We start from the raw sequence: 24,892 nt of genomic DNA, 5'->3' as shown, positions 1-24,892 counted from the left end.
CCCGATCGGGGCACTCGACTGCCCGTGGAGAATACGGTAACAATCTCTCAGTCTCCGCTGATTTGCCTGCCAACCGGAAAACACTTGGCCATGAAGATTGCTCTCGCTCAGTTGAATCCCACCGTGGGGGATCTCACGGGAAACAGCCAGTTGATTCTGGAAGCCACACAACGGGCCGTGACCGTCGGTGCCGATCTGGTTGTGTTCTCGGAACTGGTGGTCTGCGGCTACCCGCCGAAGGATTTGCTGTTACGCGAGGGGTTTGCGGCGGCGTGCGACATCGCGGTGGAAAAGCTTGCGGCAGCGATACCACCCGGAATCGGAATCATCCTTGGTCATCCGACGCATTGGCAAGTTCCGTCTGGCCGTACTGCAAACGCCGCCAGCCTGCTCTGCGACGGAAAAATCCTCGCAACCGTCCACAAGATGCTGCTGCCCAATTATGACGTCTTTGATGAGCGACGTTATTTTCGCCCGGCGGACCGTGTCGCGCCGATCGAATTCAAAGGCGTCAAGATTGGCCTGCATATCTGTGAAGATGCCTGGTGGGGCGAGCCTGACACGTTCCATCATACCGATCCGATGAGTTTTCCAGACCCCATCGCCGAACTGGCAAAAGGCGGTGCACAGGTCCTCATCAATGTCTCGGCGAGCCCATTTGAGGTCAACAAGACTGTTCGTCGCGATGGGATTCTGCGGCGGCATAGCCAGCGACACAAGGTCCCGTTCCTGTTCGTGAACGAAGTCGGCGGGAACGACGATCTGGTCTTTGATGGACATAGCGTTGTGTTCGACGCCAAGGGGGTAAAGGTCGCGCGACTCAAGGGGTTCGCCGATGATTTCACGGTGATTGACCTCAAGCAGCTTCCATCACCGCCGCATGACGTTCCAATGCCAGTCCCCGCTCAATTACTCGATGCACTCATCCTGGGCCTGAAAGACTACATGCGCAAGTCCGGGTTTACAGGCTGCGTGCTTGGTCTGTCGGGCGGCGTCGACAGCACGTTGGCGGCCTACATCGCAGCACAGGCCTGCGGAGCCAGCAACGTCCATGGGATCATGATGCCCAGCCGCTACAGTACTGGACATAGTATTGACGACTCGAAGGCTCTGGCCGATCGATTAGGAATCGACGCCCAGGTTGTCCCGATCGACACTGTCCACAAAGCGTATGAGCTGCTGCCACTCGCCGGCGACGACTTGGCCTCCGCCCCGGCGGGGCTCGCCGATCAGAACTTGCAGGCTCGGATTCGAGGAGCGATTGTGATGATACGCAGCAATCACCATGGTTGGCTGCCGCTGGCGACGGGAAACAAGAGTGAACTTGCCGTCGGCTACTGCACCTTGTACGGCGACATGGCGGGAGGCTTCGCCGTACTGGCAGATCTCTTCAAACGCGACGTGTATGCCATCTGCGAATACATCAACGAAACACGGGAATGCCGCGAAGTGATTCCGCGCAACGTGATCACGAAAGCCCCCAGTGCCGAACTGGCACCAGACCAGTTCGATCAGGATACGCTGCCGCCCTATCCCATTCTGGATGGAATACTCGAGGGTTTGATCGAACGAGAAGAGTCGGTCGCCACCTTGGGAAAACGGTTTCCGATCGAAACCGTTCGCTGGGTCGCAAAGAAACTGGACCGAAACGAGTACAAGCGCCGCCAGATGCCGCCCGGTATCAAGCTATCGGAACGCGCTTTCGGCAGCGGACGCCGCATGCCGATGGCCGCGCGATTCGAGATCGAATAGTACGGCGGCACCCGGAAAAACTCGCTCAATCAGCTTCATTCGGCTGTTGGGCGCGGACGATTGGACCAGTGGCCAGATGGATCACTTCCACTTACCCACACGCCCTTCTGGTTCCAATCCATGTACGCGTGAACGTCCGCCGGTGCGTATCGCAGCGTCAAGCCGCAGCGTCGGCGATCCGACATATTGGCGTTCGATCCGTGCAGCAGCAGGTCCGAATGCAGCGAGATTTCGCCCGCTTTCAAGCAATCGTCGACAAAATGACCGTACTGCTCGACGTTCTCGATCGTCTGATTGAGAACGTTGTGTTCCTTGGGATCGCTGGGGCGGAACGTCATTGCACCGTGGTGATGCGAGCCTGAAACAAACCGCATGCAGGCATTTTCGACATCGGCGTCGTCAATGGCGAGCCACGCCGTGACCGCTTTTGACGGCGTCAGCGGCCAGTAGCTCGAATCCTGATGCCAGGCAACTTGTTTTCCGTCTCTCGGCATCTTGCAGAAAAAGTGTGATCCCCAGCCGACCACGTTTTCGCCCAGCAGGTCGCGCACACAGGCGACGATCTTGGCGTTCGTCACGATGTCCCAGACACGTCCGTACTTCAAGTGCGCGGAGCTGATGGAGTAACTGTCCCCGCCTGCTGCGATAACTTTGGCCAGAAGCTCATCGAAGTATTGGCGAAGACTTGCGATTTCGGTCGTGGAGTAAACTCGAAGGCCCGCGACATATCCTTCGCGATTGAACTGCTCAATCTGATCCTTCGTCAAAACCTTGGGCGAATCGTTGCGGACGGGATGAAAATTGAGATCCCGGGGAAGCTTTGATAGCTCTGTCGGGTCGAGAACGGCTTTGAATTCGGTTGGCGCAGGCGCGGACATGAGCGACTCCAGTTGGCATAAACCACGAACCATCCATGATTTGAGTATATTCAGCCAGTCAAAGAAGCTAAAGTGAATGTTTTCGGCGAAGTCGAATTCGGTTCAACTTGCAACCCGCGTGGCGATAGTTATACTTCTTCCTCCCCTAAGGTCCGTTTTGGTAAGTGGCCTTCCCGACGAGAATTACGAACGCGATTTGAGGTTGTCATGGGTTCCGAATGCGCGATTTGTCAGAAGAAGCCGGTTCGCGGCAACCAAAAAGTGGAACGCGGTAAGGCCAAGTACTTGGGCGGTAACGGTCGTAAAACGACAGGTATCACCAAGCGTTGGTTCCGTCCAAACTTGCAGTCGCTGCGCATGCAGACCGGCGAAACGTCGAAGCGCGTTCGCGTCTGCGTACAGTGCTTGCGTTCCGGCCTGGTTGTGAAGCGAGTGGTCAAGAAGCCATTCACGATCGAAGCTGAGTAATCCTCGCGCTGACGCGTCGGCATCAAGGATTTGCCGGCGCGGTCACTTCCGGTAGCCAAGAACTGCCAGTTGGAAGCACCATGGAATTGTCGCGCGACGATGTACGAAAAGTGGCGGGGCTTGCTCGTCTAAAGGTCACGGAAGACGAACTCGATTCTCTTGCGCACGATCTTCGCGCGATGATCGGATACGTTCAGATTCTGAACGAAGTCGACACGACAGGTGTTGCTCCGATGGTGCATGCCGTTGAGCTGCAGAATGTGCTGCGCGCGGATACGCTCGTTCCGTCTCTTGAACGGCCGGCAGCACTCTCGAATGCGCCCCAGACAGACGGTGAGTGTTTCCTGGTACCAGCCATCATCGACGGCGAGTGACGTCAATCGACATGGCACGGCTTGGTCGCGCAGGAAGGGGGAGACCGCATCGTCTTCAGAGACGACACCATCGCGGTTGTTTTCCCGAATAGGAAGCTTCGCACTTGGCCTGCATGCTGCTGAAAAGCGGGATGGGCAAACTGCGTGAGCCATCCCGCTTGTGCTCGCATCATCAAATTGACCCGCCGAACGTGAAATCTCCGTTCTGCACATCGATCGTAATCGTCGCGCCCTCAGCGAAATCGCCGCCAAGGATTGCGTTGGCCAGTTCATTCTGAAGCCGCTGCTGGATCACGCGCTTCAACGGACGCGCACCGTACACAGGATCGTAACCTTCTTCCGCTAGTTGCTTTCTGGCCGCATCGGTCACGACCAGCGTGAAGCCGTTTTCCTCAAGCCGTTTTTCGAGCCGTACCAGTTGCAGATCGACGATTTGGCGAATCTCGTTCTTGCCTAGGGGGTGGAACACAATGACTTCGTCAACGCGATTCAAGAATTCGGGTAAGAACTCTTTTCGTAATGCTTGAAGGACTCGACGCTGAATTTCTTTGTCGTCTTCCTTGTCGGTCAGATCCATGATCGTCTGGCTGCCGATGTTCGACGTCATCACCACGATCGTATTGGTGAAGTCGACCGTCCGGCCGTGACTATCCGTCAACCGGCCATCGTCGAGCAACTGCAGTAGCACGTTGAAGACGTCCCGATGTGCCTTCTCGATTTCGTCGAGCAACAAAACAGAGTACGGCCTGCGGCGAACCGCCTCCGTCAGCTTGCCCCCTTCTTCGTATCCGACATACCCCGGAGGAGCACCGATCAATCGTGCGACGGAATGCTTCTCCATGAATTCGCTCATGTCGATCCGCACCATCGCTCGTTCGTCGTCGAATAAGAACTCGGCAAGTGCCTTGCACAGTTCCGTCTTTCCGACACCGGTTGGACCAAGGAAAATGAACGAACCAATCGGTCGATGGGGATCCTGCAAGCCTGATCGCGATCTGCGGACGGCGTTCGCGACGGCCGTCACTGCTTCGGACTGATCGATCATGCGGCGATGGATATGGTCTTCCATCTCGAGCAATTTCGTCTTCTCCGTTTGCAGCAGTCGCGAGACCGGAATTCCCGTCCAGGTGCCGACCACCTTTGCTACGTCCTCTTGAGTCACTTCTTCACGCAGCAAGCGCTGCCCCTCATCTCCACCAACCTGAGACGCACGTTCTTCTGCCTTCGCCAATCGCTGGCGAACATCCTTCAGCTTTTTCTCAACATCAAACGCTTTGACAAAGTCATCGTTCGAATTTGTGCGTTGAGCCTGCGAAAAGGCCTGTTCATAGGCGGTATTGAGCTTTTCGATTTCTTCCTTGAGCGGACGGATCGAGGTGAGTGCATCCTTTTCGGTCTGCCAGCGAGCCTTGAGCGCATTAACGCTCTCTTCTCGATCGGCGATTTGCCGACGAAGATCCTGCAATCGCGTCTTGCTGTCGGCGCTCGATTCTTGCGAGAGTGCTGCCGCTTCGATTTGCATTCGCGTCAATTGACGAGTCGCTTCATCAATCTCTGCCGGCATCGAATCCATTTCCATCCGCAATTTACTGGCGGCTTCGTCGACCAGGTCGATCGCCTTATCGGGCAGAAATCGATCATTGATATAACGATCGGAGAGGGTGGCCGCGGCGATCAAGGCATCGTCGGTAATGCGCACGCCGTGATGCGACTCATAGCGAGACTTGAGGCCACGCAGAATCGAAATGGTGTCCTCGACGCTTGGTTCGTTCACCAGTACAGGCTGGAATCGTCGTTCAAGCGCCGGATCTTTTTCGATCGACTTCCGGTATTCGTCCAGTGTTGTTGCACCGACGCAGTGTAGTTCGCCGCGCGCCAGCGCCGGCTTCAAAAGATTCGCCGCGTCCATCGCCCCTTCGGATGCACCGGCACCGACAACTGTATGCAACTCGTCGATGAACAGAATCACGCGTCCGTCGGCCTCGGACACTTCCTTGAGCACGGCTTTCAGGCGATCTTCAAATTCACCGCGGTACTTGGCCCCGGCGATCAGCGCCCCCATGTCGAGCGCGATGACCCGTTTGTCTTTCAGATTCTGGGGAACGTCACCCATCACGATGCGGTGGGCCAGACCTTCGACAATCGCGGTTTTCCCGACACCGGCGTCACCAATCAGAACCGGATTGTTCTTTCGACGGCGCGACAGGACTTGAATCACACGGCGTATTTCCTGGTCCCGGCCAATGACAGGATCGATCTTGCCGGCTTGAGCGAGCGCAACCAGATCCTTTCCATACTTTTCGAGTGCCTGGTACTTGTCTTCGGGGTTCTGATCGGTAACAGACTGAGACCCACGGACGGTCTTGAGTGCACTCAAGACATCGGCTTCGGTGACACCATTCAGCTTCAGAACACGCTGAGCCTGATCGTCGACCAGTGTTAAGGCGATCAGCAAATGCTCGGTTGAGACGAAGGCATCCTTCATCGCGTCGGCCTGATCGGCCGCTTTATCGAGCACTTGTCGGATGGCCTGACTGGCTCCGGTCTGTCCCCCCCCTGAACTGCGGGGCAACTTTGCAAGATCGGCTTCAACGATCCCGCGCAATTGCGGGACGCGAATTCCAACCTTTTCGAGTAACGGTTTGACAATCCCGCCTTGTTCGTCGAGCAATGCTTTGAGCAGGTGCAAGGGCACGAGTTGCGCGTGCCCTTGCGACTCTGCAGATTGCTGCGCCGATTGAAGGGCTTCCTGGGCTTTCACCGTCAATTTGTCGGGACGAAATGCCATCGTTAATCCTCCTTCAGGCGAGACGTTTTCGTGGAACTTCAATTCTGAAATGGCACATCGTTGAACTCGCGCTCGCAGGCAAATGAGCCTGCGAGCGAATTCTTTGAACGTGCCACAATAGAGTCATTGTGCCACTAGCCCGCCTTAACTTTTCTTTTCAAATTCGGCGTCAATGACTTCTTCATCGGGCTTGCCGCCATTCGCAGACGGTTCGGGAGCTGCCCCGCCGGCCGCTGCTCCAGCGGCACTTTGCATGTGCTGGCTCAACGCCATACTGGCTTGCTGCAGCCCATCGACAGCCGAGTTGATTGCCGCGATATCTTCGCCCTTTTCAGCCGCTTTCACCTTTTCGATGCTCGCTTCAACCGCACCCTTCGACGCGGCATCCAGTTTCGCACCATGTTCCTTCAGGATTTTTTCGACTTCATAGACCGAGGTTGACGCCTTGTTCTTGGCTTCCGCCAGTTCGCGTCGGTGCTTGTCTTCCGCGGCATGCGATTCCGCATCCTTCTTCATCTTTTCGATTTCAGATGAATCCAGTCCGCTCGAGTTTTCGATTTTGACCGAGTGTTCTTTGCCTGTGGCCTGGTCTTTGGCTTTGACGTTAAGAATCCCGTTCACATCGATATCAAACGTCACTTCAATCTTCGGCGTACCGCGAGGTGCCGGCAGAATGCCTTCGAGATTGAATTGGTTCAACAAACGGTTGTCACGAGCCATCGGACGCTCACCTTGGTACACGCTGATCGTCACTGCGGTCTGTCCGTCAGCAGCGGTCGAGAATGTCTGCGTCGCCGTCTTCGGAATCGTGGTGTTGCGTTCAATCAGCACCGTCAGCACGCCACCCTCGGTTTCGAGACCGAGCGACAGCGGTGTCACGTCAAGCAGAACCATATCCTTGACGTCGCCCGAAATGATCCCGCCCTGAATCGCGGCCCCGATTGAAACGACTTCGTCTGGGTTCACGCCTCGGTGCGGTTCTTTGCCGCCAAACATCTTCTTGACGAACTCTTGCACCTTCGGCACGCGAGTCGAACCACCAACCAGCACGACTTCATCAATCTGGCTGGGTGACAGCTTGGCATCGCGCAGTGCGTTCTCGACCGGTTTGCGGCAGCGTTCGACCAGGTGATCGATCATTCGTTCAAATTCGGCACGGGTCACCGTCAACTGCAAGTGCTTTGCACCACTCGCGTCGGCCGTGATGAACGGCAGATTGATATCGGTCGACTGTTGGCCCGACAATTCCTTCTTGGCCTTTTCCGCCGCTTCGCGCAGCCGCTGCAAGGCCATCGCGTCTTTGCGCAAATCGATGCCATGTTCCGCCTGGAACTTGTCGGCGATGTGCTTAATCAGCACTTCGTCGAAGTCATCACCGCCAAGATGAGTGTCACCGTTGGTGCTGAGCACTTCCACGAGTTCGTTATCGACTTCCAGAACCGAAACGTCGAACGTCCCACCGCCCAGGTCGAAGACCGCAATCTTTTCGTTCTTTTTATTCTGCAGGCCATATGCCAATGCTGCCGCGGTCGGTTCATTGATGATTCGCTCGACCTTCAGGCCAGCGATTTCGCCCGCGTCTTTCGTCGCCTGACGCTGAGCATCGTTGAAGTACGCTGGAACCGTGATCACGGCACGGCTGCAGGTATGACCGAGGTAGGCTTCCGCCGATTCCTTCAGCTTGCGCAGAACCTGCGCCGAAACTTCGGGAGGAGTGTACGTCTTCCCGTGAACTTCCACTTTGACGTATTCCGTAGGGCCGCCCACGACTTTATAGGGAACCATCTTCTCTTCAGATTCGACTTCGTTGTGTCGTCGTCCCATGAATCGCTTGATCGAGTAGATCGTATTCTTGGGATTGGTCACCGCCTGTCGCTTCGCAGGGTCACCGACCAGTCGATCCCCTTTCTCTGTATACGCAACGACGCTCGGGGTGATTCGATTGCCATCTTGGTTGGCAATGACCTTCACTTCGCCACCTTCCATGACCGAAACCACGGAGTTCGTCGTTCCCAGATCGATACCGATAATTTTTTCTTGAATCGCCATAGCTAAGTCTCCATGGGTGAGAGGAGGGATCTGTCGTCAGAAATTCGCGTTGTTGAAGAGAATCGCAAAGTGCGCGCCAACATTGGCGAGACTGCGAAAAATCGTGCAAACACCAGTATTTATGGCGATTCCACGACGGAAACAGAAGCGGCCGCAACGCAGGACTGCCAAAATTGCAAGTTTTCGGGAAACCATCACTGAACCCGACGCTGCCAATATGACAGCTTGGTGGCCGGGGTGTATTCGCTTCTTCCATGTGGATGAAATCTGACTTTCGCTCCAAATACGAATTCTTCCACGCGACGAGCTTACGATCTGCAATCGAATCACGCTGCTTCAATGATTTCGAGGCGCGGCCGGATATCATTTGAGGGACGGTCGCAATGGTCGGGATTGTTAACTTTCGCCATAAAGGAGTTGCAGACCGATCGCCGGCAGCCGTAAACTGCAATTCGGTCAACGCACATATGTCAGACGGATCGCCGTGGGTCGCGCGTTTAACGTCAGTTGGACGCGCAGAGAGGCGTCAATCGACGATTTCGCCCGTCGGCTCTTTGGTGTCGGTGTTCAACCTCGGTCAAGCGGTTGGCCAAGATTCCATGGCAACGGATTTTCAGATGGATCTGTGGCAGCGATTGTCAATTGCCAGTGTGCTGATCGCCTGTTCGTGCCTAATCTCACGAATTCTCGATGCAGCAGATGCACGGCTCGAACGAATTCAGGCCGTATTTTCTCGCATCGACCAGGATCGCGACGAAAAGCTGACCATTGCCGAATTCACCGCCGATCGAAAGCCCCTCGGCGCGGCACAACGCGACTTTCGACTCTTCGATCGCAATCATGACCAATTTCTGAGTTCTCATGAATTCGCTTCGATTCCCGGTGCCGTTGCCCCGGCCGATCGCGAACCGACCAATGATCCGATTGTCGATCTCGTTGATCAATTGATGTCAGGCATGGACCAGTCTCTTGATAACTGGAACGAAAATCCCGACGTCGAAATCAACGTGAACCATTTCACCCGTACGGTTCAATCTTCATTTAAGAACGCTCATATCCGCTTGGATCCAGTTCCCGCGGATCTCAACCAGGACCACAAGATCAGCAGGGCGGAGGCCCGACAGTTTCTCGAAATCCAAATGGGAGTGAGAACCGATCACGGAACGCTGCTTCGTGCAGCAAATGGTCAGATCCTGAACTATGGCCAATTCCACCAGTTCGACCTCGATCACAATGATCAACTCGACCGGGCGGAGTTTGAAAAATCGATCGATCCTGCAGAGGAAATTCCACTGACATTCGAATCTGCAGACACGAATCAGGATCGCAGTGTTTCGCTGGAAGAGTGGGGACGATTGGGAGGCGAGCGACTTGTTGATCCGATCGCCGACTTTCTCGAACTCGACACCAATTTCGATGCGTACGTCGCTCCGGATGAGTTGGCCGCCCGAATGCAAAACGAACAACATCACGTGCTGAAAAAGACCTTTCCCGCTTTCGACCTTGATCTCGATGGCAAGTTATCACTGGCCGAGTATCGCATCACGATGCGGGCGAACCCCGCTTGGAACTGGTACAAAGTCCCCGCGGACCAAAACAATGATGGACACCTGGAATTCGCAGAGTTCTCATTCGAGGGTGCATCGTCTCCGCTGCTGCGGTTGATGTATTTCAAACAACTGGATCTCAACAGCGACCAGCGTCTCGAACCGCATGAATTCCCCCTGCGAATCAAACGTCCGAACGAATTCTATTCGCTGCAGGAGGATGGATCGAACTTGCAGTTCCTTTGGGGGGGCGAGGATCATCCCGTCATTGGATCTCCCACCGTTTCACCCGACGGAAAATGGTTGGCATTCGACGAATTGCCGATTGGATCAACGGGAGGTGAACAGATTTACGTTATCCCGATCAAAGGCGGTACCGCGCGGAAGATCTGTTCGGGAGTGATGCCGTCGTGGTCACCAGACAGCCGCCTCCTGGCGTGTTCACGTCGCGCGCCACACTTTGGCGTCTGGCTGGCCGATGTCACCACTGGCGAGACCGAAATCATTGTGCAAAGCCATTGGGGGCAATTATCCCCCAATGGTAAATCCCTCATGATCGGTGTTCCGAATATTCTCGTGTACGACATGGAAACCGAATCGAAGAAGTCAATTCTTGGCACTGGGACAAATCCCTTTGTCAAAGTTTACCGAAACGGCGCCTGGTCACCTGACTCAATGCAGTTTTGCTTCAAGGGCCGCAACACGGAGAATCAAATTCAAATTGCCACGGTCCAAATCGCGGGTGATCCGAGTAACTCCACCCTTCAGGTGCACCACACTTTCGCGATCACGTCGACCACGAACTTCGCCTGGCACCCTTCCGGGCACCGCGTTGTGTTCTCGATGCCTTGTCTCGAACGCGACGGGTTGCGACAACTCTACGAGTTCGATCCAGGCATCCCGGGATCGGTCCAACTCGTCGCCGGTCAGGACCCAACGCGCAACAACATTGATTCGTGCTGGACGCCGGACGGTCGACGTCTGATCTTTGCGAGCGGTGACTTCTGCGACGATTGACGGCCAGGCGTTAATCAGACGCAAAGGCATTTGAATCGATGAATCCCCATGCGCCCAGAAGAGTTTCGCCATGAATCAGCTTAGTGGTCAGATCGCAGTGATTACCGGTGCCAATCGTGGAATCGGTAAAGCGATTGCGCATACGTTCGCAGCAGAAGGCGCTGCATTGGCCCTCTGTGCTCGTAGTGCCGATTCGCTGGCAGAAGTTGCCAACGAGTTGGCCGCGAACGGAACCGACGTCTTTCAGCAGACCTGCGACGTCTCTAATGAGGCCGACGTCGAACGATTCTTCGCAGAAGTCGAGGCACGATTCGGGCGAATCGACCTACTGGTCAATAATGCAGGTGCATTCGACGGTGGACCGCTCGACGAGCTTTCGCTGGACGCGTGGAATAATGTGATCGGCGCCTGTTTGACCGGAACGTTCCTTTGCAGTCGCGCCGCGTTCCGGTCGATGAAACTCCGACGCGCTGGAAAGATCCTGAATATCGGATCGATCAGCGCGCAGCGCCCTAGAGAAGGCAGTGCCCCCTATTCGGCCGCGAAGTTCGGCGTCTGGGGACTGACTCAGGCCGTGGCGCTTGATGGCCGACCGTACGGAATCACTTGCTCGTGCTTGCACCCCGGCAATGTGATGGTTGAGCGTCGCGCGGATTCGGGGAAAGAATCTGACCGCGAACCCATGATGCAACCCGACTCCATCGCCCGCGCGGCACTGGCAATGATGACATTGCCGGCCGACGTGAATTTCCTCGAAGCGATTGTCTTGCCACGCGATCAAGCCTATCTGGGGCGCGGCTAGTCGAGCTTCAGGGGCCCAAGCGAGCTTCGCGGCGTGCGCACGTGGTTTTTCAGTGCCCATCACGTTCTCTCGATCGTACGGCGCGATACCGGATTGACCTTAACGAGGTGGCGCTGTGCAATTAAGAACGTGCGTTGGCACGCGCGGACGTCTCACCAAATGCAGCTCGATCCGCGTTGCAAGTGAAACCCCAATTTATGCCGAATCTGCGTGACTCCGAACTCTTGAAGTTCGTTCGCGCAAATCGGAGACGCTTCATCAGAAACGACGCAAATCTCCGCCAGTGGCCATCGGTGTCGTACGGCATTTAGGGCATCAACTCGTCCAGAATCCCACGGGTCGGCATCAAACAAGACGAGCGATGGCGAATCCGCAACCAACTGATGCCCCTCGGCACCAAGCACATCAATCAAGAACCTCCGGTACGCCGGGTCTGGAGAATCCACGAGAATCGTCAGTCGTTCGACGCCGAGAGGTACAGGTGTGTTGTCAAACGCGAAAACTTCTTCTTTCGACGCCGACCACAAAAGCGGGCTGCGATCATGCTGGCCAGTAATCAGCTGCCACTCGTGGTGCAGTCGTTCGGTGGCAGCCCAAATGGGCACCCGCACGGCCTGCGGCCAGAGGTCCCGATTCCGGCCGTCCGACTCACACCACGCCCCCGCACAAACAACGACGCGGGCGAGAGGCGCAATGGCTAGCAACTGAAGAATCTCTATTCGCGAATATTCGTCGGACCAGCCTTGAAGAAGCACAATCAGATCCGGAATGAGATCATTCGCAGACTCCAATCGACCGACAATTGTCGAGTACACCGTCAGCGATTGGGGGTCTGCCTGCAGCAATTCGCTCAACCAATCGCAGATTGGCCGCATTTCGGCATGATCGCGGTTCCCAATGAGTGCAATGACGGGCCCGCAGTCTGCTTTCGTCGTGTCGTCTTCGAGTGGGGTCATCTCTTTCGACTCGTCGATCTTCGCTCTACGAGCGCGCCACATTGTTCGCCTGAGCACATCAGTCGCCGTGCTTCTGTCTAAGGCGTGGCGACAGACGCAGCATCAACTGGACACGTTCAAACTGATCGAGCCATTCCTGAATGACGGCGTCTTGCAATGACTTGGCCTGCGGGACAAGGCCCGTCGGACATGCGGCACCGCTGAGTGATGCCGCAGTGTCGCGATATTTTGCCAACGTCCGATCGCCATAACGGCCACAAGGCGCTCCGTCTTCGGACATTAACAATACCGACGGCACGCGGCGACCACCGCAAATCGACAGTTCATCAGCAATCTCGCTGTGATCATCTCGATCAAAGTATCGGATCTTCAGACGGGCTGTCTGTTCGGCAAACAGATCGAAGATCGGACATTGCTGGATACAGTCTCCGCACCAGGCTCCAGACACGACCATCACATGCATTTCTCGCTGAAATCCCGCCAGCAACGCCTTCTGGTCGGGTGTCAACGTGACCTCGCTGCGCACGGCATCCCAGCGTTTTCGTTGATCAGCCGAGGCATACCGGTCAAGAAATTCAACATACCCCAGTCCCGCGGGCCATTTCGCGAACAAATCCATGCTTCACCTCAACGGTCGTCAAATCACCGGTCGTCACCGAGCCATTCCGGTGACAAAACAACGTGCTTTGGCCATAGCCTAGAAGATGGAGCACGTGCTGACAATTCGGAGTGCGTCCCGTTGGTTGACTCAGCTCGAAGACCGCGCGGATCCAGGAATGTTTGTCACATTGCCGACGGCTTGCGAGTATACCGAAAGCTGGCTGCATCAATGGACAAGTTTAGGTATCGAGCGAGCCAGGTTGCCAGCCCCGCTTGCGTCAACACCGTTAGCGACGCGGCTGCCCCAAATCACGGGATGTGCTATTGGGGCGATACGGATCGTCGTCCTCTTCTGGCGTTGGCACGAGCACCGATCGCCTTGTTGGGGCTTCGGTTTCACGGACTGATGACGTACTGCGTCGATTTGTTCGCGCGGCGGAATCGTAGTCGCGATCATCACGAGGACTTCGAATCGAATCGTCATCATAGTATTGCGCTGGCGTGCGTTTAGGCGGACGCGGAGCGGGCAAATCCACTTCCTCTTCATCGACGAACGACTGCGAGCCAACTCGCGAATTCGTGCCGCTGGCGTCTTCGTAAACGCGGCGGGCACTCGAATTGGTCGGCCGAAGTGTGGCTCCGTGGTCGGGCAACATGTCTGCGTTCAAACTGGCATCAAAGTCGGGCAGATCCAACGGCAATTCCCCTTCGACCTGCTTCAGATAGGGCCTGAGAATCTGATGCATGGCTTGTGGCAGGATCGGATAGACGGCGTTGATAATTTTCGCCGCGATCGTTCGCGTCTCTGACTTCAGAATCTGTTCCCGCGCAGGTGGAGAATAAATCAGAAGCACGACAGTCGCCGACAGTGTGAGCAGGACTCCTTTCAGGAATCCCAGTAAGGCACCGATATGGCGGTCGAATTCGGTCAGCTTGGCCTTTTCCAGTCCCGCCCGGAATGACCGGACCAGCAGGTATACGATCAGCGCCACACCGATGTAGATCGAAACCAATGCGTACAATCGATTCTGTGGTGGATCACCAAAATAGTGGGCCATCGTCACCGACATCGGCATCGCAATCATATAGCCGAAAACCAGCGACATGATCGGAGCGAACTGCCAGGCGGCACCTTTCCAATAACCGTGGACGGTAATGAAAAAGACGATCAGCGCCATCAACCCATCGTAAGCGGTGACTCCGTTAAGAAACGTCATGATCGAAGTCCTTCGCGTTGCTGATCCACTGCGACCGAGAGCGTCGGGCTCTTCGCGGGCAACTTAGGGGTGATGAGTTTTTGGTTCAAGGGAGGATTGTGCTTCCGCGAATCAGCGCCAATGAGCATCCGTACGGCTTCCGTGACGCGGCGGCTGGGCTGGCTGTTGTCGGGTATTCATCTGGATTCGCGTGTTCATTAATGGCGGTGATGGAATCGATGCACTCGCGGGTCTGATCGGTTCATCTGACAGGTTGCGGATTGCGGCCCGATTCGGTTCCAACTGCCCCGGATTGGCTCGCATGAATGGCGCGGCAATCTCGGGGTGCCCTTGATCATGCGCGGCAAAGAACGACAACCCTGCCAGAAGCGCCCATGTGCCGGAGTTCGCCTGGGGTGAGTTGCCAAAAAATTTCATTGCGGTTCCAAACGATTTCTTGAGCCGAAGGTGCACTCCCGAGAATTCAACGGCCCAGATCTCGTCCAGAAGCAAGTGAACCAGATATCCGATCGTAGCGCCGACCGCCTTGAAGTTGCGGCCGGTGCTCACGCCAGTGTCACACAGGCAATAGGCAATCAGCCCCGCGATTGCGGCGGCTGGAAGGCTGTGAAACATTCCACGGTGGACGGACACCCTGAGCATCTGCCCGCATCCGAAACGAATCAGCAGATAAAGCGGTGCGCCAAACAGCAGAATATTCTCTGTCGCCAGGCCTTCGTAATGAAACCGATAGAACAACAGCATCGGTGCGACGGCCGCAAGAAAGCTGAGCGTTTCGCGGGCAGGAATCGCGTGGTCACTGTCCAGGTCAGGCATGATGCCTGCGATGGAGCACAGCCCGCCACCAATGGCGCATGTCGACAGCGGCAGGTTCAAGACGTTCACGCCTACGAAGGCGTAGGCCGCCCCGACGACAGTGCTGACGGTGATATGCGTGTGAAATCCGGCCATCGGCGTCCTTGCCTCAAGTCCGAAGTGTGTATCCGATCGGCGTTCAACGCGAACAAACCGAACCACTCCACGGAGTTACTTCTGCAACGAAAATCACGCGGCCCGCTCGATTTACGTACTTTCGCGCGAGCGGACCGTATCGGGAATCCGTTATTCGGTCAAGATGAGCCGCCTTGAATCTACCGAAGTCCTTTGTCATTCGATCATTGAGCGCAGACCGCGTGTACGAAGGCGATGTCGACGCTGACGAAAGTCACAGCTGCCAAATGTAAGCCTCAGCCAATTTCGGCAAGTTGATTCAAACGCTTCAGTATCCGCCTCTGGAACCAGCACATCAGCAGAACGATCGCCAGATCCGTAAACAGAGACATGAGACATCGAGATTCGATGGAATGACTGAAATTGATTTTGCTTAAATAGAATGCCGTCGTCGTCAGATAGACCGTCAGGGAGATTGGCGTGGCTGCCCAACCAAAGTAAAGCGACAACAAAACCAGGAGCTGGAGATACGCAAAGACGCTGATTCCAAAACTCATCGTGCCAATGACGATTTCGACACGGCTCATCAAATCGGGAATGCCTTCGTGAAAAAGTATCATCAGCCAGATCATCAAGAAGGGAGCGGCGATGGTCGGAGCCAAACCCAGAGCCCATCCGCAATATTTGTCAAATACAATCTGACTCAGGGTGTAAGGTGTCTGAACGAGCGACGCCCAAGTCTGATACCGGATCTCATCACGAAAAAGTCGACTGGCGGACCAGCTGCCATCCAGCAAACCGAAAAAGCCAGAATAGATCGCCGACCACGCAAACGTGAATCCAATGTTCGTAACGCCCACGACGGCTTGATGCCACAGGTATACGCCAAGCCAGATTCCGAACAGAATCACGATACGCATGGCGGTCCATCGAAGTCCACCCGCACAAAACTCATACTCGCGCCAGCAAATGGGCCTGGACCAGCTCCGCTGCGATGTTCGCGAACTTGTTGTCGGGCGTGTGAGCAATCCAAAAGGGGAATCCTTGAACACGAAACGATCGAAGACAAACCACGAGATTCCCAGGCACAGCGATCCCGTGATCAATCCAAATGTGACAGCGGGACACCACGGGGAATCTGTAAATCCCGTTTGAGTCAATTCCATCAAACGGTTTGAAAGGCTGATTCGGTCCACAATGAACGCCCCGAGGGATGTTCCCCACATCGGACTGAAGGTCATGATCAACTGGGGGATCAGCAAATACGCGCCAATCACAATCGCGGTGAGACGCGCGGCCGTCGCGCCGGTGGGCTGGGAGACCGACACCAGCACGCTGACAAATACAAGCAGCCATAAGTACGCCGCGAGTGCCATATAGGCGGCGATGACTTGCGGCCACGAGATTCCCCCCAAGGTAATTGCCACAATGGTAAATGGGAACTGGATTGCGATCAGTAGCCCGGCCTCGCAAAACAGGCTTGCCGATTTTCCGAGAATGACGGCAAGGGGACTGACGTCCGCGAGGCGCATCAGGCCAAGTGTGTCTTCCTCTTTTTCCTCTGTGATCGTCTGCGAGAAGCCGAAGACGGCCGCCATCGAGAGAAAGAAGGCCGTGATTCGCAATTGCGATTGGAAAAGTTCCAGTCCCGATGCCGACTTCCATGTGGACGATTGAAAGTAACAGACCGCCAGGTACAGCGTCGCCAGCATTCCAAAGCGAAGTCCGTGCAACCCCAGTCGGCGGCAGTCCGATTCCAATGTCAGCTTCGCCAACTGCCACACACCATGAAACATGCGTGATTTTCCGAGAAACGCCGCGCGCCTCAATCGAATGATGACAACACGTCTTACGTGATATCGTGCCGAGCATCGCGACGCAACAGAAGCGCGAACGTTAAACAATGTTCATGCAAACCTGCCGTTTTCTTTTCATGATACCCCGCCACAGTTCCAGCGAAAATCAGAGCTTCCCAAGAGACTCAATCCGAACGTGCGATTCGAAGCCTTTTCGACAAACAACATCTGGACGAGCCGGGGCGAGGCGTCGGAAACGAAAAAAGGGCAAATCGTCCTCGACGACTTGCCCCCGCGTGTGATTTCGAAATTCGGGATAACCGAATCATGCAATGCCGCTCACAGCGGCGGACCAACGCGACCGCTTCGATTCATGTTGAGATAGATCACCAGCAACAGCATCGCTCCGCCGATTGAAAGGAACAGCCCGCCGGCATGGATATTCGGGTCTGCTGGCGAGTATCCAAACACGGCCGACGAGATGAATCCCCCGACGAGTGATCCTGCCATCCCCAGCAACATTGTCAGGAGGACTCCCATCGGCTGACGGCCGGGCACCAGCAACCGCGCGAACAATCCCGCCACCAATCCAATCACCATCCACCACATGAATGCCAGCATGTCAATCTCTCCCCCCACAAGTCGGTTTCAATGACCGAATTCAATCAGTCGGTCTGGAATGAAAGCAACGTAACGCAATTCCGATGCCATTTGCCGTTTGCCCACTCGATTCAATACTGTTCCGGCGTTTTTCAACGCAGAAGCGGCAACATGTCGAAGGGGCTGGCCTTCATGAATCGGCGGCGAAAGTGATCCATCCGACCGGTTTGAAACCAGCCTGGACACGCGTCATTCGCATCGTGGGCGGTCGGCGACCAGAATGATCGAATGGGTGATGGCACGCATTCAATGCGCGAACCAATTCTCATCGTCGTCGAAGTTTGGACTCGTCCCTACTGGAATCGACCATAGCTGCGAACGCGCATCAATCCTTCAGCCCCGCACTTTGCGACATCGGCCGCGAGTTCAAGGGGAAACACATTCCATGGCGCGAGATCGAGTGGATCAACAAACCAAGCTCCTGAGATCGTTGCACATCGTGGTTGCGGAGTTTCTTTGCCTGCGGTGCATTTGAAGTACAGCTCCACCGAGTGACCGCCGGAATTGAAAACATCGCCCACCGCAATCAGTTCACCCACTTCACAAGTCAGGCCAAGCTCTTCGTCCAGTTCGCGACGTAAGCAGTCTTCAAACGTCTCGCCGGGTTCGAGCCCGCCACCGGGAAAACAGCGCCACCGCTCAGGACCGGTGCAATGCTCGACGATTAGGATCTCACGGCCACGAAACACCAATCCCCCGATCCGAACTCGAGGCCCACGCAAGCCGCTTGCCACATCGCCTGCCATTTCCATCTCCGTGTCTGACGAATCCATAGGTGATTTTTGAGGCGTTTTGAAGTCAGGGTACGGTACCTCAGTTGCCACCCAACGCGGACGAAGCTCTCCGCGACGCATCGACGACACGGTCCGATTTCCGTTTTGGGGACGGGGCGGAGCGAACGGAATTGAACTTGAAGTTGACTCCGCATTCGCCAAACTCATTCGATGCGGGCGGCTTCATCCACAGGAATCAAGACGTCGCCGGCTTGGCTCACTTCATTCGATCGCACTTCCGCCTGAGGCTGCACTTGGGCCGCATCGGATTCGATGGGAACAGACTTTCCATGGAACCAATAGCGACCTGGGCGAAGGTTCGGGAGTTCAAATGTTCCGTCGCGCCGGCTGATCGTCGATGGACAAGAATTGGATGGCTCTCGCAAGCCAACTGTAGACGCTTGCACGAACATCGAGGCTACTGGTTTCCCCTGGCGATTGACGACTCGTCCACGAACGGTTCCCGGGTTGGTGAGACGAATTTCCAGATCGTGAACCGGTGATCCGACCTCAAGGGCGAATGCCCGACTGATACCGCTTGCCCATTTGATTCCGACATTGTTGCGTTGTCGCTGCTGCGCAATCAGGTGATAGGTCGGCGTTTCGCTGCGAGGCAAAAGGAATCGGAATCGGCCTTGATCATTAACCTGATGAGGATAGTCCGTGATTCCTTTGGAGTTTGTGTCTGACGAATCGACCGCCAAATGGACTTCCGCATTGGAAACCGGCTGGCCCTGTGGATCAAGCACAATACCGCTAACTTCGACGCCGGATTCCAGTTGGATCTGAACGGGTGACATCCCGGGGCGAAGCTCAAATGTCAGTTTGTTGTTCGAGGGAACGAAACGAGCTTGTTCACCATTTGACACGGGTATCGCTTGTTCAGACGCCCATCGCAGGTGATTGGGGGAATAGATCTGGAAAGTGAGCTTGCCGGACGGGAGTGCCGGATAGGTGACAATCCCTGTCTCATCACTCTTGCCGCTGCTTCCGGTTAGGTCTGCGTTGTCATACAGAATGAGCGTGGCATCAGATATCGGTTGACCCGATTGCCGATCGATCAGCTCGGCGACAAATCGTACACCGGGTTCCAATTGAATGTCGAGCGGCCGATGTTCGTTGTCGAAGATCGACATTTTAGTCCGTTCAGCTTTACTTCCGGAATGGTTCAGTGGAACCCATGCCACTCCAGCGGCAGCATGTCCAGCGACAATGCGATACTCCGCGGGCTCGACCAGCAACCGATAGCGCCCGTCCGCGTTCGTCATGGTTTCCGTTTTCAGATACAGTTCGGACTGAATACTGGAACTATAACTCTCGTGAAAGGCACGAACGGGCACGTGTGCTGCGGGCGTTCCATCCGGTTTGTGGACAGTGCCTTCAAACCATGTGTTGCGATGCAATTGAATCGTCATTTGGCCCGAACCAATCCGAACGTCTCTCAAAGTGGGGGCAAAGCCCTCTTTCACGAAACGCAACGGAATCACCGCCTCTTCACCCGGTTCGATCATTTCCGGATCAAAGCGATGATGAAACTCCCCTTGAGCGTCGGTTCGAATTTCGAAGCAATCTTCATCGACCAGAAGCACCTTGACGCCTTCGAGTGGATGGCCCTCGTAATCCTCGACTCGACCAGACAGCTCGGTCGAGTGCTCAGGAGGTGAGGCCGACAACTCGTCATCGGCCAGCTCAGATTTCACATCAAACTGAAGGGCCGGTTGGGGCTCCATGTGCAACGTCACCTGTGTTCTTTTTCCTGGAGTGAGCATGACCCCCAGGAACGGTGACCCCATGATCTTTGGCATATTTTCGAGGACGGAGGACGATTGAGCGGCGTACTTTTCATGCGTCGCGAAGAACGTCGCCAAATTATAGCTGGATGGAGCATCGGGCGCGACGCAAGGTAAATCGACGATGGTGACTTTTCCATCTGCGTCCGTATCTGCAGAGTATTTTCGATGATTGAAATCTGAATCGTCACGATCCCCGTTGATTTGCTGCTCGCGAAGTCGCGTGGCATCGTCTTGGCCTGATCTCAGCGCGGTTGCCCCCCAATGAAAGAACATTTGATTGGGGTGAAACTGCACCTTTACCCCAGAGACTGGGCGATTCTGTGCGTCGACGGCCGTGATTTCGCACGACGCTGTCCGCACCATGGGCACGGCCCGCTCGTGAATGTCGGTCTCATCCACACGAACCAACTGTGGAAACAAGTTGGATGCACCGGCGAATCCGATCTCTCCACGGGGAAAATGGTTGCTTGCCTGGAACTCTTCGAATTCCGCCTGGGACGGTGTGCGAGAATTCCAACCGTCGCAGAGCGCGATGAGTTGCAATGTTTGATGGGGTGGCAATGAATCCAACACGAACGTTCCATCTTCCGCAATTTTTGCGGCGACGCTCCAGGCGGTTCTCTGTGAATCAATGCCGACGAGAGGAACTATCTTTCCTTGAATTTTTCCGTTTTTCACTGGCCGAGGCACATCGTCTGCCAGGCGCCCTTCCAAGCGGACTCCCCGTTTCAACGTCAAGTCCAATGAGATCGGGTTGCCCGCGAGATGCTTCAGATCAATGACGTCACTGAACCAGGTGGTCCCTTGTTCTGGGAACTGAATCAGTTGGAGAAACGGACGACTTCCTTCGTCTGTGAGATTAACGCGCCGATATGTCACGACGCCCGCTTCTTCCGTCCAGTCTGTCGAATAAGAGCCCGCAAGCCACGGAACGACGCGTGTTGCCAATTCCGTTTCGCCGACACGCCATCCACGAACCACGAGGGTGTAGGAATCCGCCAAGTGCAGTTGGGCGTCTTGCCGGAGTTCGAGAAAATTCGACCAAAGTGGGTGATCGGGGTGATCCACCTTCAAATACAACTGCCTGATCCCAAGTTGCAGCAGACTCTTGGGGAACCCTTCAGGAATGCGATTGGATTCGTATCCCCAGGGTGAACTCCCGGCGTTGGCGCGACCGTTGAGTCCCCGCAAGAGGATGGCTTGCTTCACGACTTCCGACGGCAATCGAAAGCGAACAAAGCCCTCGGCGTCACTCTCAACAGTTTGCCAGACAACGTTATCGTTCCCCCAGGAAGCTCCTCGAAAATCGGAGACGAAACTCGGCAGAACACGCGCCCCGGCGACCGGCTTGTCCTGCGTGTCGAGCACACGAAACACAATCTCAACCGGGTTCGCGTTGGCAACTGCCAACGCTTTCTCCAAGGCCTGATTGACGGAATCTTCGGTCGCCGCAGGAGCCGAAGCTGGTTTTGGTTTCGCGTTCTCGTCATCCACGATTGTCAGCACATCCGCGGGGACTTCCGTGGACGAAGGTGGTGCTGCGGCAAGTGACGTCAAGCGAATCATCAAACTCAACACAAGCAATCCACTCACACCGCTAACCACGAACAGTCGATTTCTCTGGGGCACCGATGTCTCCACACGTCGCTCGGACGACAAAAGGGACGCCACACGCTGCTCCAAACGATGCGCTTTCGGGATGACACCAATGCCCAGTAAGAACGCTTCATTCAAGCGTTTGCCGACGGCGACCCGTAACAATGTCTCTGCATATTGAAGAGCGGATTCCTGGGTGAGCACGAAGTTATCACACATTTCTTCCCGCAACCGACGCATTTCGCTCGCCAGGACATACACCAACGGATGCGGCCAGAACACCGCGAGCACCAGGCGCAATAAGACGTCAAAAACCAGATCGAATCTCTTCAAATGCCCGCACTCGTGTAGCAGAACGGCCCTGAGATCGTGTCGCACGTCTGCACTCAGCAAACTCGGTGGAATAGCAATCTGCGGGCGAAAAATCCCGATCACTACAGGACCGGCTAGTGCCGGATTCGCAGAAAGTCGGGGCCTCGATCGCAATCCCACACGATCAGCGCACTCGTGATTGAGAGCCAAACAGTCCGCATCAGTCACAAGTTTCGCGGTCCGTCGCAGGCGGAATCCGTTCCCCACCGAGACACCGATCATCATCAAATGGAGAACCGTTCCGGCAAGCCAGATTGCCGCGACCATACTCATCCACGACCACCTGGGTGTCGGACTTACTGTGATCGGCTGAGGGGTTTCATGGGAGACAAATTCACGGGAGGCAGTCACCGCTGGAGCCACAGTGATTGTGAATGCGTCCACAATTTCTTCGCGTGATCCGGCGGGAGGAGTCTCGATGGATGTGCGGGGCGGCAAACGACCGGCACCATCAGTTCGATTCGCCACAGGAACGGGCGTCGGTTGCTCGGGTGTCAAACGAGAGATCGTCTGCGTATCGGACGATGGAAGTACAATCGCTGGCCATACCGGAAGTTGCCATTGCCAATTCACAAGCACCGCACGGCCCGTCACCACTCCCGGCGACAGAGCGACCAGAATGAGCGCGGTGCGCCACACAAAATCGCACAGGGAAGGTCGCGAGAAAACCAGTCGACTGATGCCCCAGGCCGCCAGCAGAATGACCGTCACCGCAACGAGAGTGCCTTCAACCCGCCCCATCTCTCACCTCCATGTTGAGCTTTTAATTGAGCCCCGAACACCAGGCTTTCGAAGAACCTACGATTTTTTGCCGCGGGCGGTTTCGATCTGCTGCCGAATTCGCTGTGCTTCCTGCGGCGAGATTCCTCGCCCTTCGAGCAGCGTCATCATCAAAGATTCCGACGATCCGCCAAAGAACGTGTTGACCAATCGCTGCACCGCTTGCGTGAGCGTAACTTTCTCGCTCACGCAAGCCCGGTAGAGTTGGACGTTGCCGACGGATCGCTTCTGCAGCCAGCCGCGTTTCTCCAGACGATCAAGTACCGTCAGGATCGTATTCCGCGCAACCGGCCTCTTGGCCGAGATCGCCTGCCAGACGTCTGAGACGGTAATTTCCTCATGCTGCCAGACCACCTGCATGATCTCGAGCTGCGGTTCCGTTAACGCGGGAAGCTTGGGTGACGTCGCCATGATGAACTCCTTGCATTGCTAATCCCGACGCATGTCGTTGTTTACCTACTTGTGTAAGCAGAGTCAAGCCGAGCCGCGCGTTCGAAGCAACTTCACCCGCGAATAGTCGCATCCAGTGACCGTGCGATCGCGAAGAACTCGGCTTGAGATGCGAGGTGCACAAGAGATTCGCTGAAACGGTTAGAGATTCCAGCGACATTCAGAGAGATTCTCGAGATGGCTAGAACTGTTGAGGAAGCCAATTGTCCGGCAGTCCTGGTCGCCGACTCTGAGATGCGTGATTGAACCCGGCGCGGCGTCGTACATGATATTGGCAACAAGGTTGTCATCGGCAATCCTCATAAACCAGTTGACCAGGCAAATCAGGGCGTACGCGTGCGTGACGAGGATCACTACCGCATCGTCATTCCGATTGAGGCCATCGGCAAACGTGACGATCCGTCGATACAGGTTGCGCCAACTCTCTGCCCCTTGATACGGCACCCAATCGAGAATGGGCTCGACGGGCGGACGACGGAGTTTACTCGCTTCGGTCTTGGTTCGACCGGCGGCGGTGCCATTGTTCAGCTCCCGTAACTCGGGTGTGAAAACGGCATTGCACTGTAGCGCGCTGGCTATCGGCTCGGCCGTTTCGCGGCATCGCTTCAGGTCTGACGAGTACACCTGAGCATTTCGGCCGTGAAGCTGTACGGCGAAGAATTGAGCCAACAGCCGAGCCTGGCGGTGCCCCACGACGGTAAGAGGTACGTCGGTCCAGCCGCCCGTCAGTTCGCCAACGTGATGCTGAGACTCGGCGTGACGCACGAGGAACAGGTTCTTCATGAGGTCGAATCCCTCCTGGCAACGCAGCGAAACCAGGGCAACGAATCAGGCAAAGAGCATCCAAATTCCCGCGAGCCCGATCACGGAGAGCAGCATGGCGACCGTGATGCTCAACGGCCATGGCGTCAGGATGAGGGGCTCACCGCGCCGAAGCCTTCGAAGTGTCAGGAAGTGAGAGACCCCTGCGACCATGGTGGATGCAATTCCCAGGATGATCAATGCGGCCCCCATTCGGATTGCCCCCTGATGCAGCCTGATGGTTTCGGGCGAAAGATGTTTCTCTTCCAGCGTCCGGAAAAAGCCGACCATCCCGAAGCCAAACCCCGCGATGGCCAATGTCGTCCTGATCCACGCGAGCGTCGTGCGGTCCATCGCCAGTTGCGTGCGGAACTCGGCCAGGTCTGTCCGATGTTCTGCGAGCGGGACTCGCGGGTCGCTGGTGCTCGATTCCTGATTCATGACGGGGTCTCGTGTTGAAGAGAGAACATGCACATCGGGCACTTGTTTCATT

Annotated in this window: 19 protein-coding genes; 5 read left to right on the top strand and 14 right to left on the bottom strand. The window is 55.8% G+C overall.

Annotated features, from left to right (window positions below; translation table 11 throughout):
• Positions 1-90 precede the first annotated feature (90 nt).
• Positions 91-1,752, top strand: a complete 1,662-nt coding sequence (locus tag OSO_RS0101895) for an NAD+ synthase (RefSeq protein WP_010581883.1) — start codon at positions 91-93, stop codon at positions 1,750-1,752.
• A gap of 35 nt (positions 1,753-1,787) precedes the next feature.
• On the opposite strand, the gene OSO_RS0101890 is transcribed toward OSO_RS0101895, so the two are convergent.
• Positions 1,788-2,630 carry a phytanoyl-CoA dioxygenase family protein gene (locus tag OSO_RS0101890; RefSeq protein ID WP_010581882.1) on the bottom strand — a complete coding sequence of 281 codons (843 nt, stop codon included), beginning with the start codon at positions 2,628-2,630 and terminating at the stop codon, positions 1,788-1,790.
• 207 nt (positions 2,631-2,837) lie between these two features.
• Between OSO_RS0101890 and rpmB the strand changes: the two genes are divergently transcribed.
• Positions 2,838-3,098, top strand: a complete 261-nt coding sequence (gene rpmB, locus OSO_RS0101885; RefSeq protein ID WP_010581881.1) for a 50S ribosomal protein L28 — start codon at positions 2,838-2,840, stop codon at positions 3,096-3,098.
• Between the two features lie 80 nt (positions 3,099-3,178).
• Positions 3,179-3,472, top strand: coding sequence for an Asp-tRNA(Asn)/Glu-tRNA(Gln) amidotransferase subunit GatC (gatC, locus tag OSO_RS0101880; RefSeq protein ID WP_010581880.1), 294 nt, complete (start codon positions 3,179-3,181; stop codon positions 3,470-3,472).
• Positions 3,473-3,644: 172 nt separating this feature from the next.
• Here the strand turns inward: gatC and clpB are convergent, their stop codons facing one another.
• Positions 3,645-6,260: an ATP-dependent chaperone ClpB gene (gene clpB, locus OSO_RS0101870; protein WP_010581879.1), complete on the bottom strand. Its 2,616-nt coding sequence runs from the start codon at positions 6,258-6,260 to the stop codon at positions 3,645-3,647.
• Positions 6,261-6,404: 144 nt separating this feature from the next.
• Complete coding sequence (gene dnaK, locus OSO_RS0101865; protein ID WP_010581878.1) at positions 6,405-8,309, bottom strand: molecular chaperone DnaK; 1,905 nt, start codon at positions 8,307-8,309, stop codon at positions 6,405-6,407.
• A 617-nt stretch (positions 8,310-8,926) separates the two neighbouring features.
• Between dnaK and OSO_RS0101850 the strand changes: the two genes are divergently transcribed.
• Both OSO_RS0101850 and OSO_RS0101845 read left to right on the top strand, forming a co-directional pair.
• Positions 8,927-10,873, top strand: a complete 1,947-nt coding sequence (locus OSO_RS0101850; RefSeq protein WP_162130503.1) for a PD40 domain-containing protein — start codon at positions 8,927-8,929, stop codon at positions 10,871-10,873.
• 70 nt (positions 10,874-10,943) lie between these two features.
• Positions 10,944-11,675 (top strand): SDR family oxidoreductase, encoded by a 732-nt coding sequence (locus OSO_RS0101845; RefSeq protein WP_010581875.1) that lies wholly within the window; start codon positions 10,944-10,946, stop codon positions 11,673-11,675.
• A 152-nt stretch (positions 11,676-11,827) separates the two neighbouring features.
• On the opposite strand, the gene OSO_RS0101840 is transcribed toward OSO_RS0101845, so the two are convergent.
• The 11 genes from OSO_RS0101840 to OSO_RS41750 all read right to left on the bottom strand — a co-directional run bounded on the left by OSO_RS0101840 (position 11,828) and on the right by OSO_RS41750 (position 24,840).
• Complete coding sequence (locus OSO_RS0101840; RefSeq protein ID WP_029246541.1) at positions 11,828-12,631, bottom strand: hypothetical protein; 804 nt, start codon at positions 12,629-12,631, stop codon at positions 11,828-11,830.
• A 58-nt stretch (positions 12,632-12,689) separates the two neighbouring features.
• Positions 12,690-13,250 (bottom strand): thioredoxin family protein, encoded by a 561-nt coding sequence (locus OSO_RS0101835; RefSeq protein WP_010581873.1) that lies wholly within the window; start codon positions 13,248-13,250, stop codon positions 12,690-12,692.
• 268 nt (positions 13,251-13,518) lie between these two features.
• Entirely contained in the window at positions 13,519-14,448 is a 930-nt protein-coding gene (locus tag OSO_RS0101830) for a CvpA family protein (RefSeq protein ID WP_010581872.1), read from the bottom strand.
• A 111-nt stretch (positions 14,449-14,559) separates the two neighbouring features.
• The gene (locus OSO_RS41765; RefSeq protein ID WP_010581871.1) at positions 14,560-15,399 is read right to left on the bottom strand and encodes a metal-dependent hydrolase; all 840 of its coding nucleotides are present in this window, start codon (positions 15,397-15,399) and stop codon (positions 14,560-14,562) included.
• A gap of 275 nt (positions 15,400-15,674) precedes the next feature.
• The gene (locus OSO_RS0101820) at positions 15,675-17,174 is read right to left on the bottom strand and encodes a hypothetical protein (RefSeq protein ID WP_010581870.1); all 1,500 of its coding nucleotides are present in this window, start codon (positions 17,172-17,174) and stop codon (positions 15,675-15,677) included.
• A gap of 339 nt (positions 17,175-17,513) precedes the next feature.
• Positions 17,514-17,795, bottom strand: a complete 282-nt coding sequence (locus OSO_RS0101810; RefSeq protein ID WP_010581869.1) for a GlsB/YeaQ/YmgE family stress response membrane protein — start codon at positions 17,793-17,795, stop codon at positions 17,514-17,516.
• Positions 17,796-18,127: 332 nt separating this feature from the next.
• Positions 18,128-18,580: an NUDIX hydrolase gene (locus OSO_RS47325; RefSeq protein ID WP_157604946.1), complete on the bottom strand. Its 453-nt coding sequence runs from the start codon at positions 18,578-18,580 to the stop codon at positions 18,128-18,130.
• Positions 18,581-18,771: 191 nt separating this feature from the next.
• Positions 18,772-23,109 carry a M56 family metallopeptidase gene (locus tag OSO_RS0101790; RefSeq protein WP_010581867.1) on the bottom strand — a complete coding sequence of 1,446 codons (4,338 nt, stop codon included), beginning with the start codon at positions 23,107-23,109 and terminating at the stop codon, positions 18,772-18,774.
• Positions 23,110-23,166: 57 nt separating this feature from the next.
• Positions 23,167-23,559 carry a BlaI/MecI/CopY family transcriptional regulator gene (locus OSO_RS0101785; RefSeq protein ID WP_010581866.1) on the bottom strand — a complete coding sequence of 131 codons (393 nt, stop codon included), beginning with the start codon at positions 23,557-23,559 and terminating at the stop codon, positions 23,167-23,169.
• 180 nt (positions 23,560-23,739) lie between these two features.
• On the bottom strand, positions 23,740-24,381 hold the full coding sequence (locus OSO_RS47320; RefSeq protein WP_010581865.1) for a histidine phosphatase family protein: 642 nt from the start codon (positions 24,379-24,381) through the stop codon (positions 23,740-23,742).
• 45 nt (positions 24,382-24,426) lie between these two features.
• Positions 24,427-24,840 carry a YidH family protein gene (locus tag OSO_RS41750; protein ID WP_063710388.1) on the bottom strand — a complete coding sequence of 138 codons (414 nt, stop codon included), beginning with the start codon at positions 24,838-24,840 and terminating at the stop codon, positions 24,427-24,429.
• Positions 24,841-24,892 lie beyond the last annotated feature (52 nt).

The organism is Schlesneria paludicola DSM 18645, from assembly GCF_000255655.1.
In the GTDB taxonomy this organism is placed as follows: domain Bacteria; phylum Planctomycetota; class Planctomycetia; order Planctomycetales; family Planctomycetaceae; genus Schlesneria; species Schlesneria paludicola.
The sequence above is the reverse complement of the archived record's forward strand: the minus strand, read 5'-3'. Positions and strand labels throughout refer to the sequence as shown.

Coding starts and splice junctions, on each gene's coding strand:
- OSO_RS0101790 (WP_010581867.1), bottom strand. CDS start 23,109: ATGGGGCGGGTTGAAGGCACTCTCGTTGCGGTGACGGTCATTCTGCTG.
- OSO_RS0101845 (WP_010581875.1), top strand. CDS start 10,944: ATGAATCAGCTTAGTGGTCAGATCGCAGTGATTACCGGTGCCAATCGT.
- OSO_RS0101810 (WP_010581869.1), bottom strand. CDS start 17,795: ATGCTGGCATTCATGTGGTGGATGGTGATTGGATTGGTGGCGGGATTG.
- dnaK (WP_010581878.1), bottom strand. CDS start 8,309: ATGGCGATTCAAGAAAAAATTATCGGTATCGATCTGGGAACGACGAAC.
- OSO_RS0101895 (WP_010581883.1), top strand. CDS start 91: ATGAAGATTGCTCTCGCTCAGTTGAATCCCACCGTGGGGGATCTCACG.
- gatC (WP_010581880.1), top strand. CDS start 3,179: ATGGAATTGTCGCGCGACGATGTACGAAAAGTGGCGGGGCTTGCTCGT.
- OSO_RS0101785 (WP_010581866.1), bottom strand. CDS start 23,559: ATGGCGACGTCACCCAAGCTTCCCGCGTTAACGGAACCGCAGCTCGAG.
- OSO_RS0101850 (WP_162130503.1), top strand. CDS start 8,927: ATGGATCTGTGGCAGCGATTGTCAATTGCCAGTGTGCTGATCGCCTGT.
- OSO_RS47325 (WP_157604946.1), bottom strand. CDS start 18,580: ATGGCAGGCGATGTGGCAAGCGGCTTGCGTGGGCCTCGAGTTCGGATC.
- rpmB (WP_010581881.1), top strand. CDS start 2,838: ATGGGTTCCGAATGCGCGATTTGTCAGAAGAAGCCGGTTCGCGGCAAC.
- OSO_RS47320 (WP_010581865.1), bottom strand. CDS start 24,381: ATGAAGAACCTGTTCCTCGTGCGTCACGCCGAGTCTCAGCATCACGTT.
- OSO_RS41750 (WP_063710388.1), bottom strand. CDS start 24,840: ATGAATCAGGAATCGAGCACCAGCGACCCGCGAGTCCCGCTCGCAGAA.
- OSO_RS0101835 (WP_010581873.1), bottom strand. CDS start 13,250: ATGGATTTGTTCGCGAAATGGCCCGCGGGACTGGGGTATGTTGAATTT.
- OSO_RS0101820 (WP_010581870.1), bottom strand. CDS start 17,174: ATGTTTCATGGTGTGTGGCAGTTGGCGAAGCTGACATTGGAATCGGAC.
- OSO_RS41765 (WP_010581871.1), bottom strand. CDS start 15,399: ATGGCCGGATTTCACACGCATATCACCGTCAGCACTGTCGTCGGGGCG.
- OSO_RS0101840 (WP_029246541.1), bottom strand. CDS start 12,631: ATGACCCCACTCGAAGACGACACGACGAAAGCAGACTGCGGGCCCGTC.
- OSO_RS0101830 (WP_010581872.1), bottom strand. CDS start 14,448: ATGACGTTTCTTAACGGAGTCACCGCTTACGATGGGTTGATGGCGCTG.
- OSO_RS0101890 (WP_010581882.1), bottom strand. CDS start 2,630: ATGTCCGCGCCTGCGCCAACCGAATTCAAAGCCGTTCTCGACCCGACA.
- clpB (WP_010581879.1), bottom strand. CDS start 6,260: ATGGCATTTCGTCCCGACAAATTGACGGTGAAAGCCCAGGAAGCCCTT.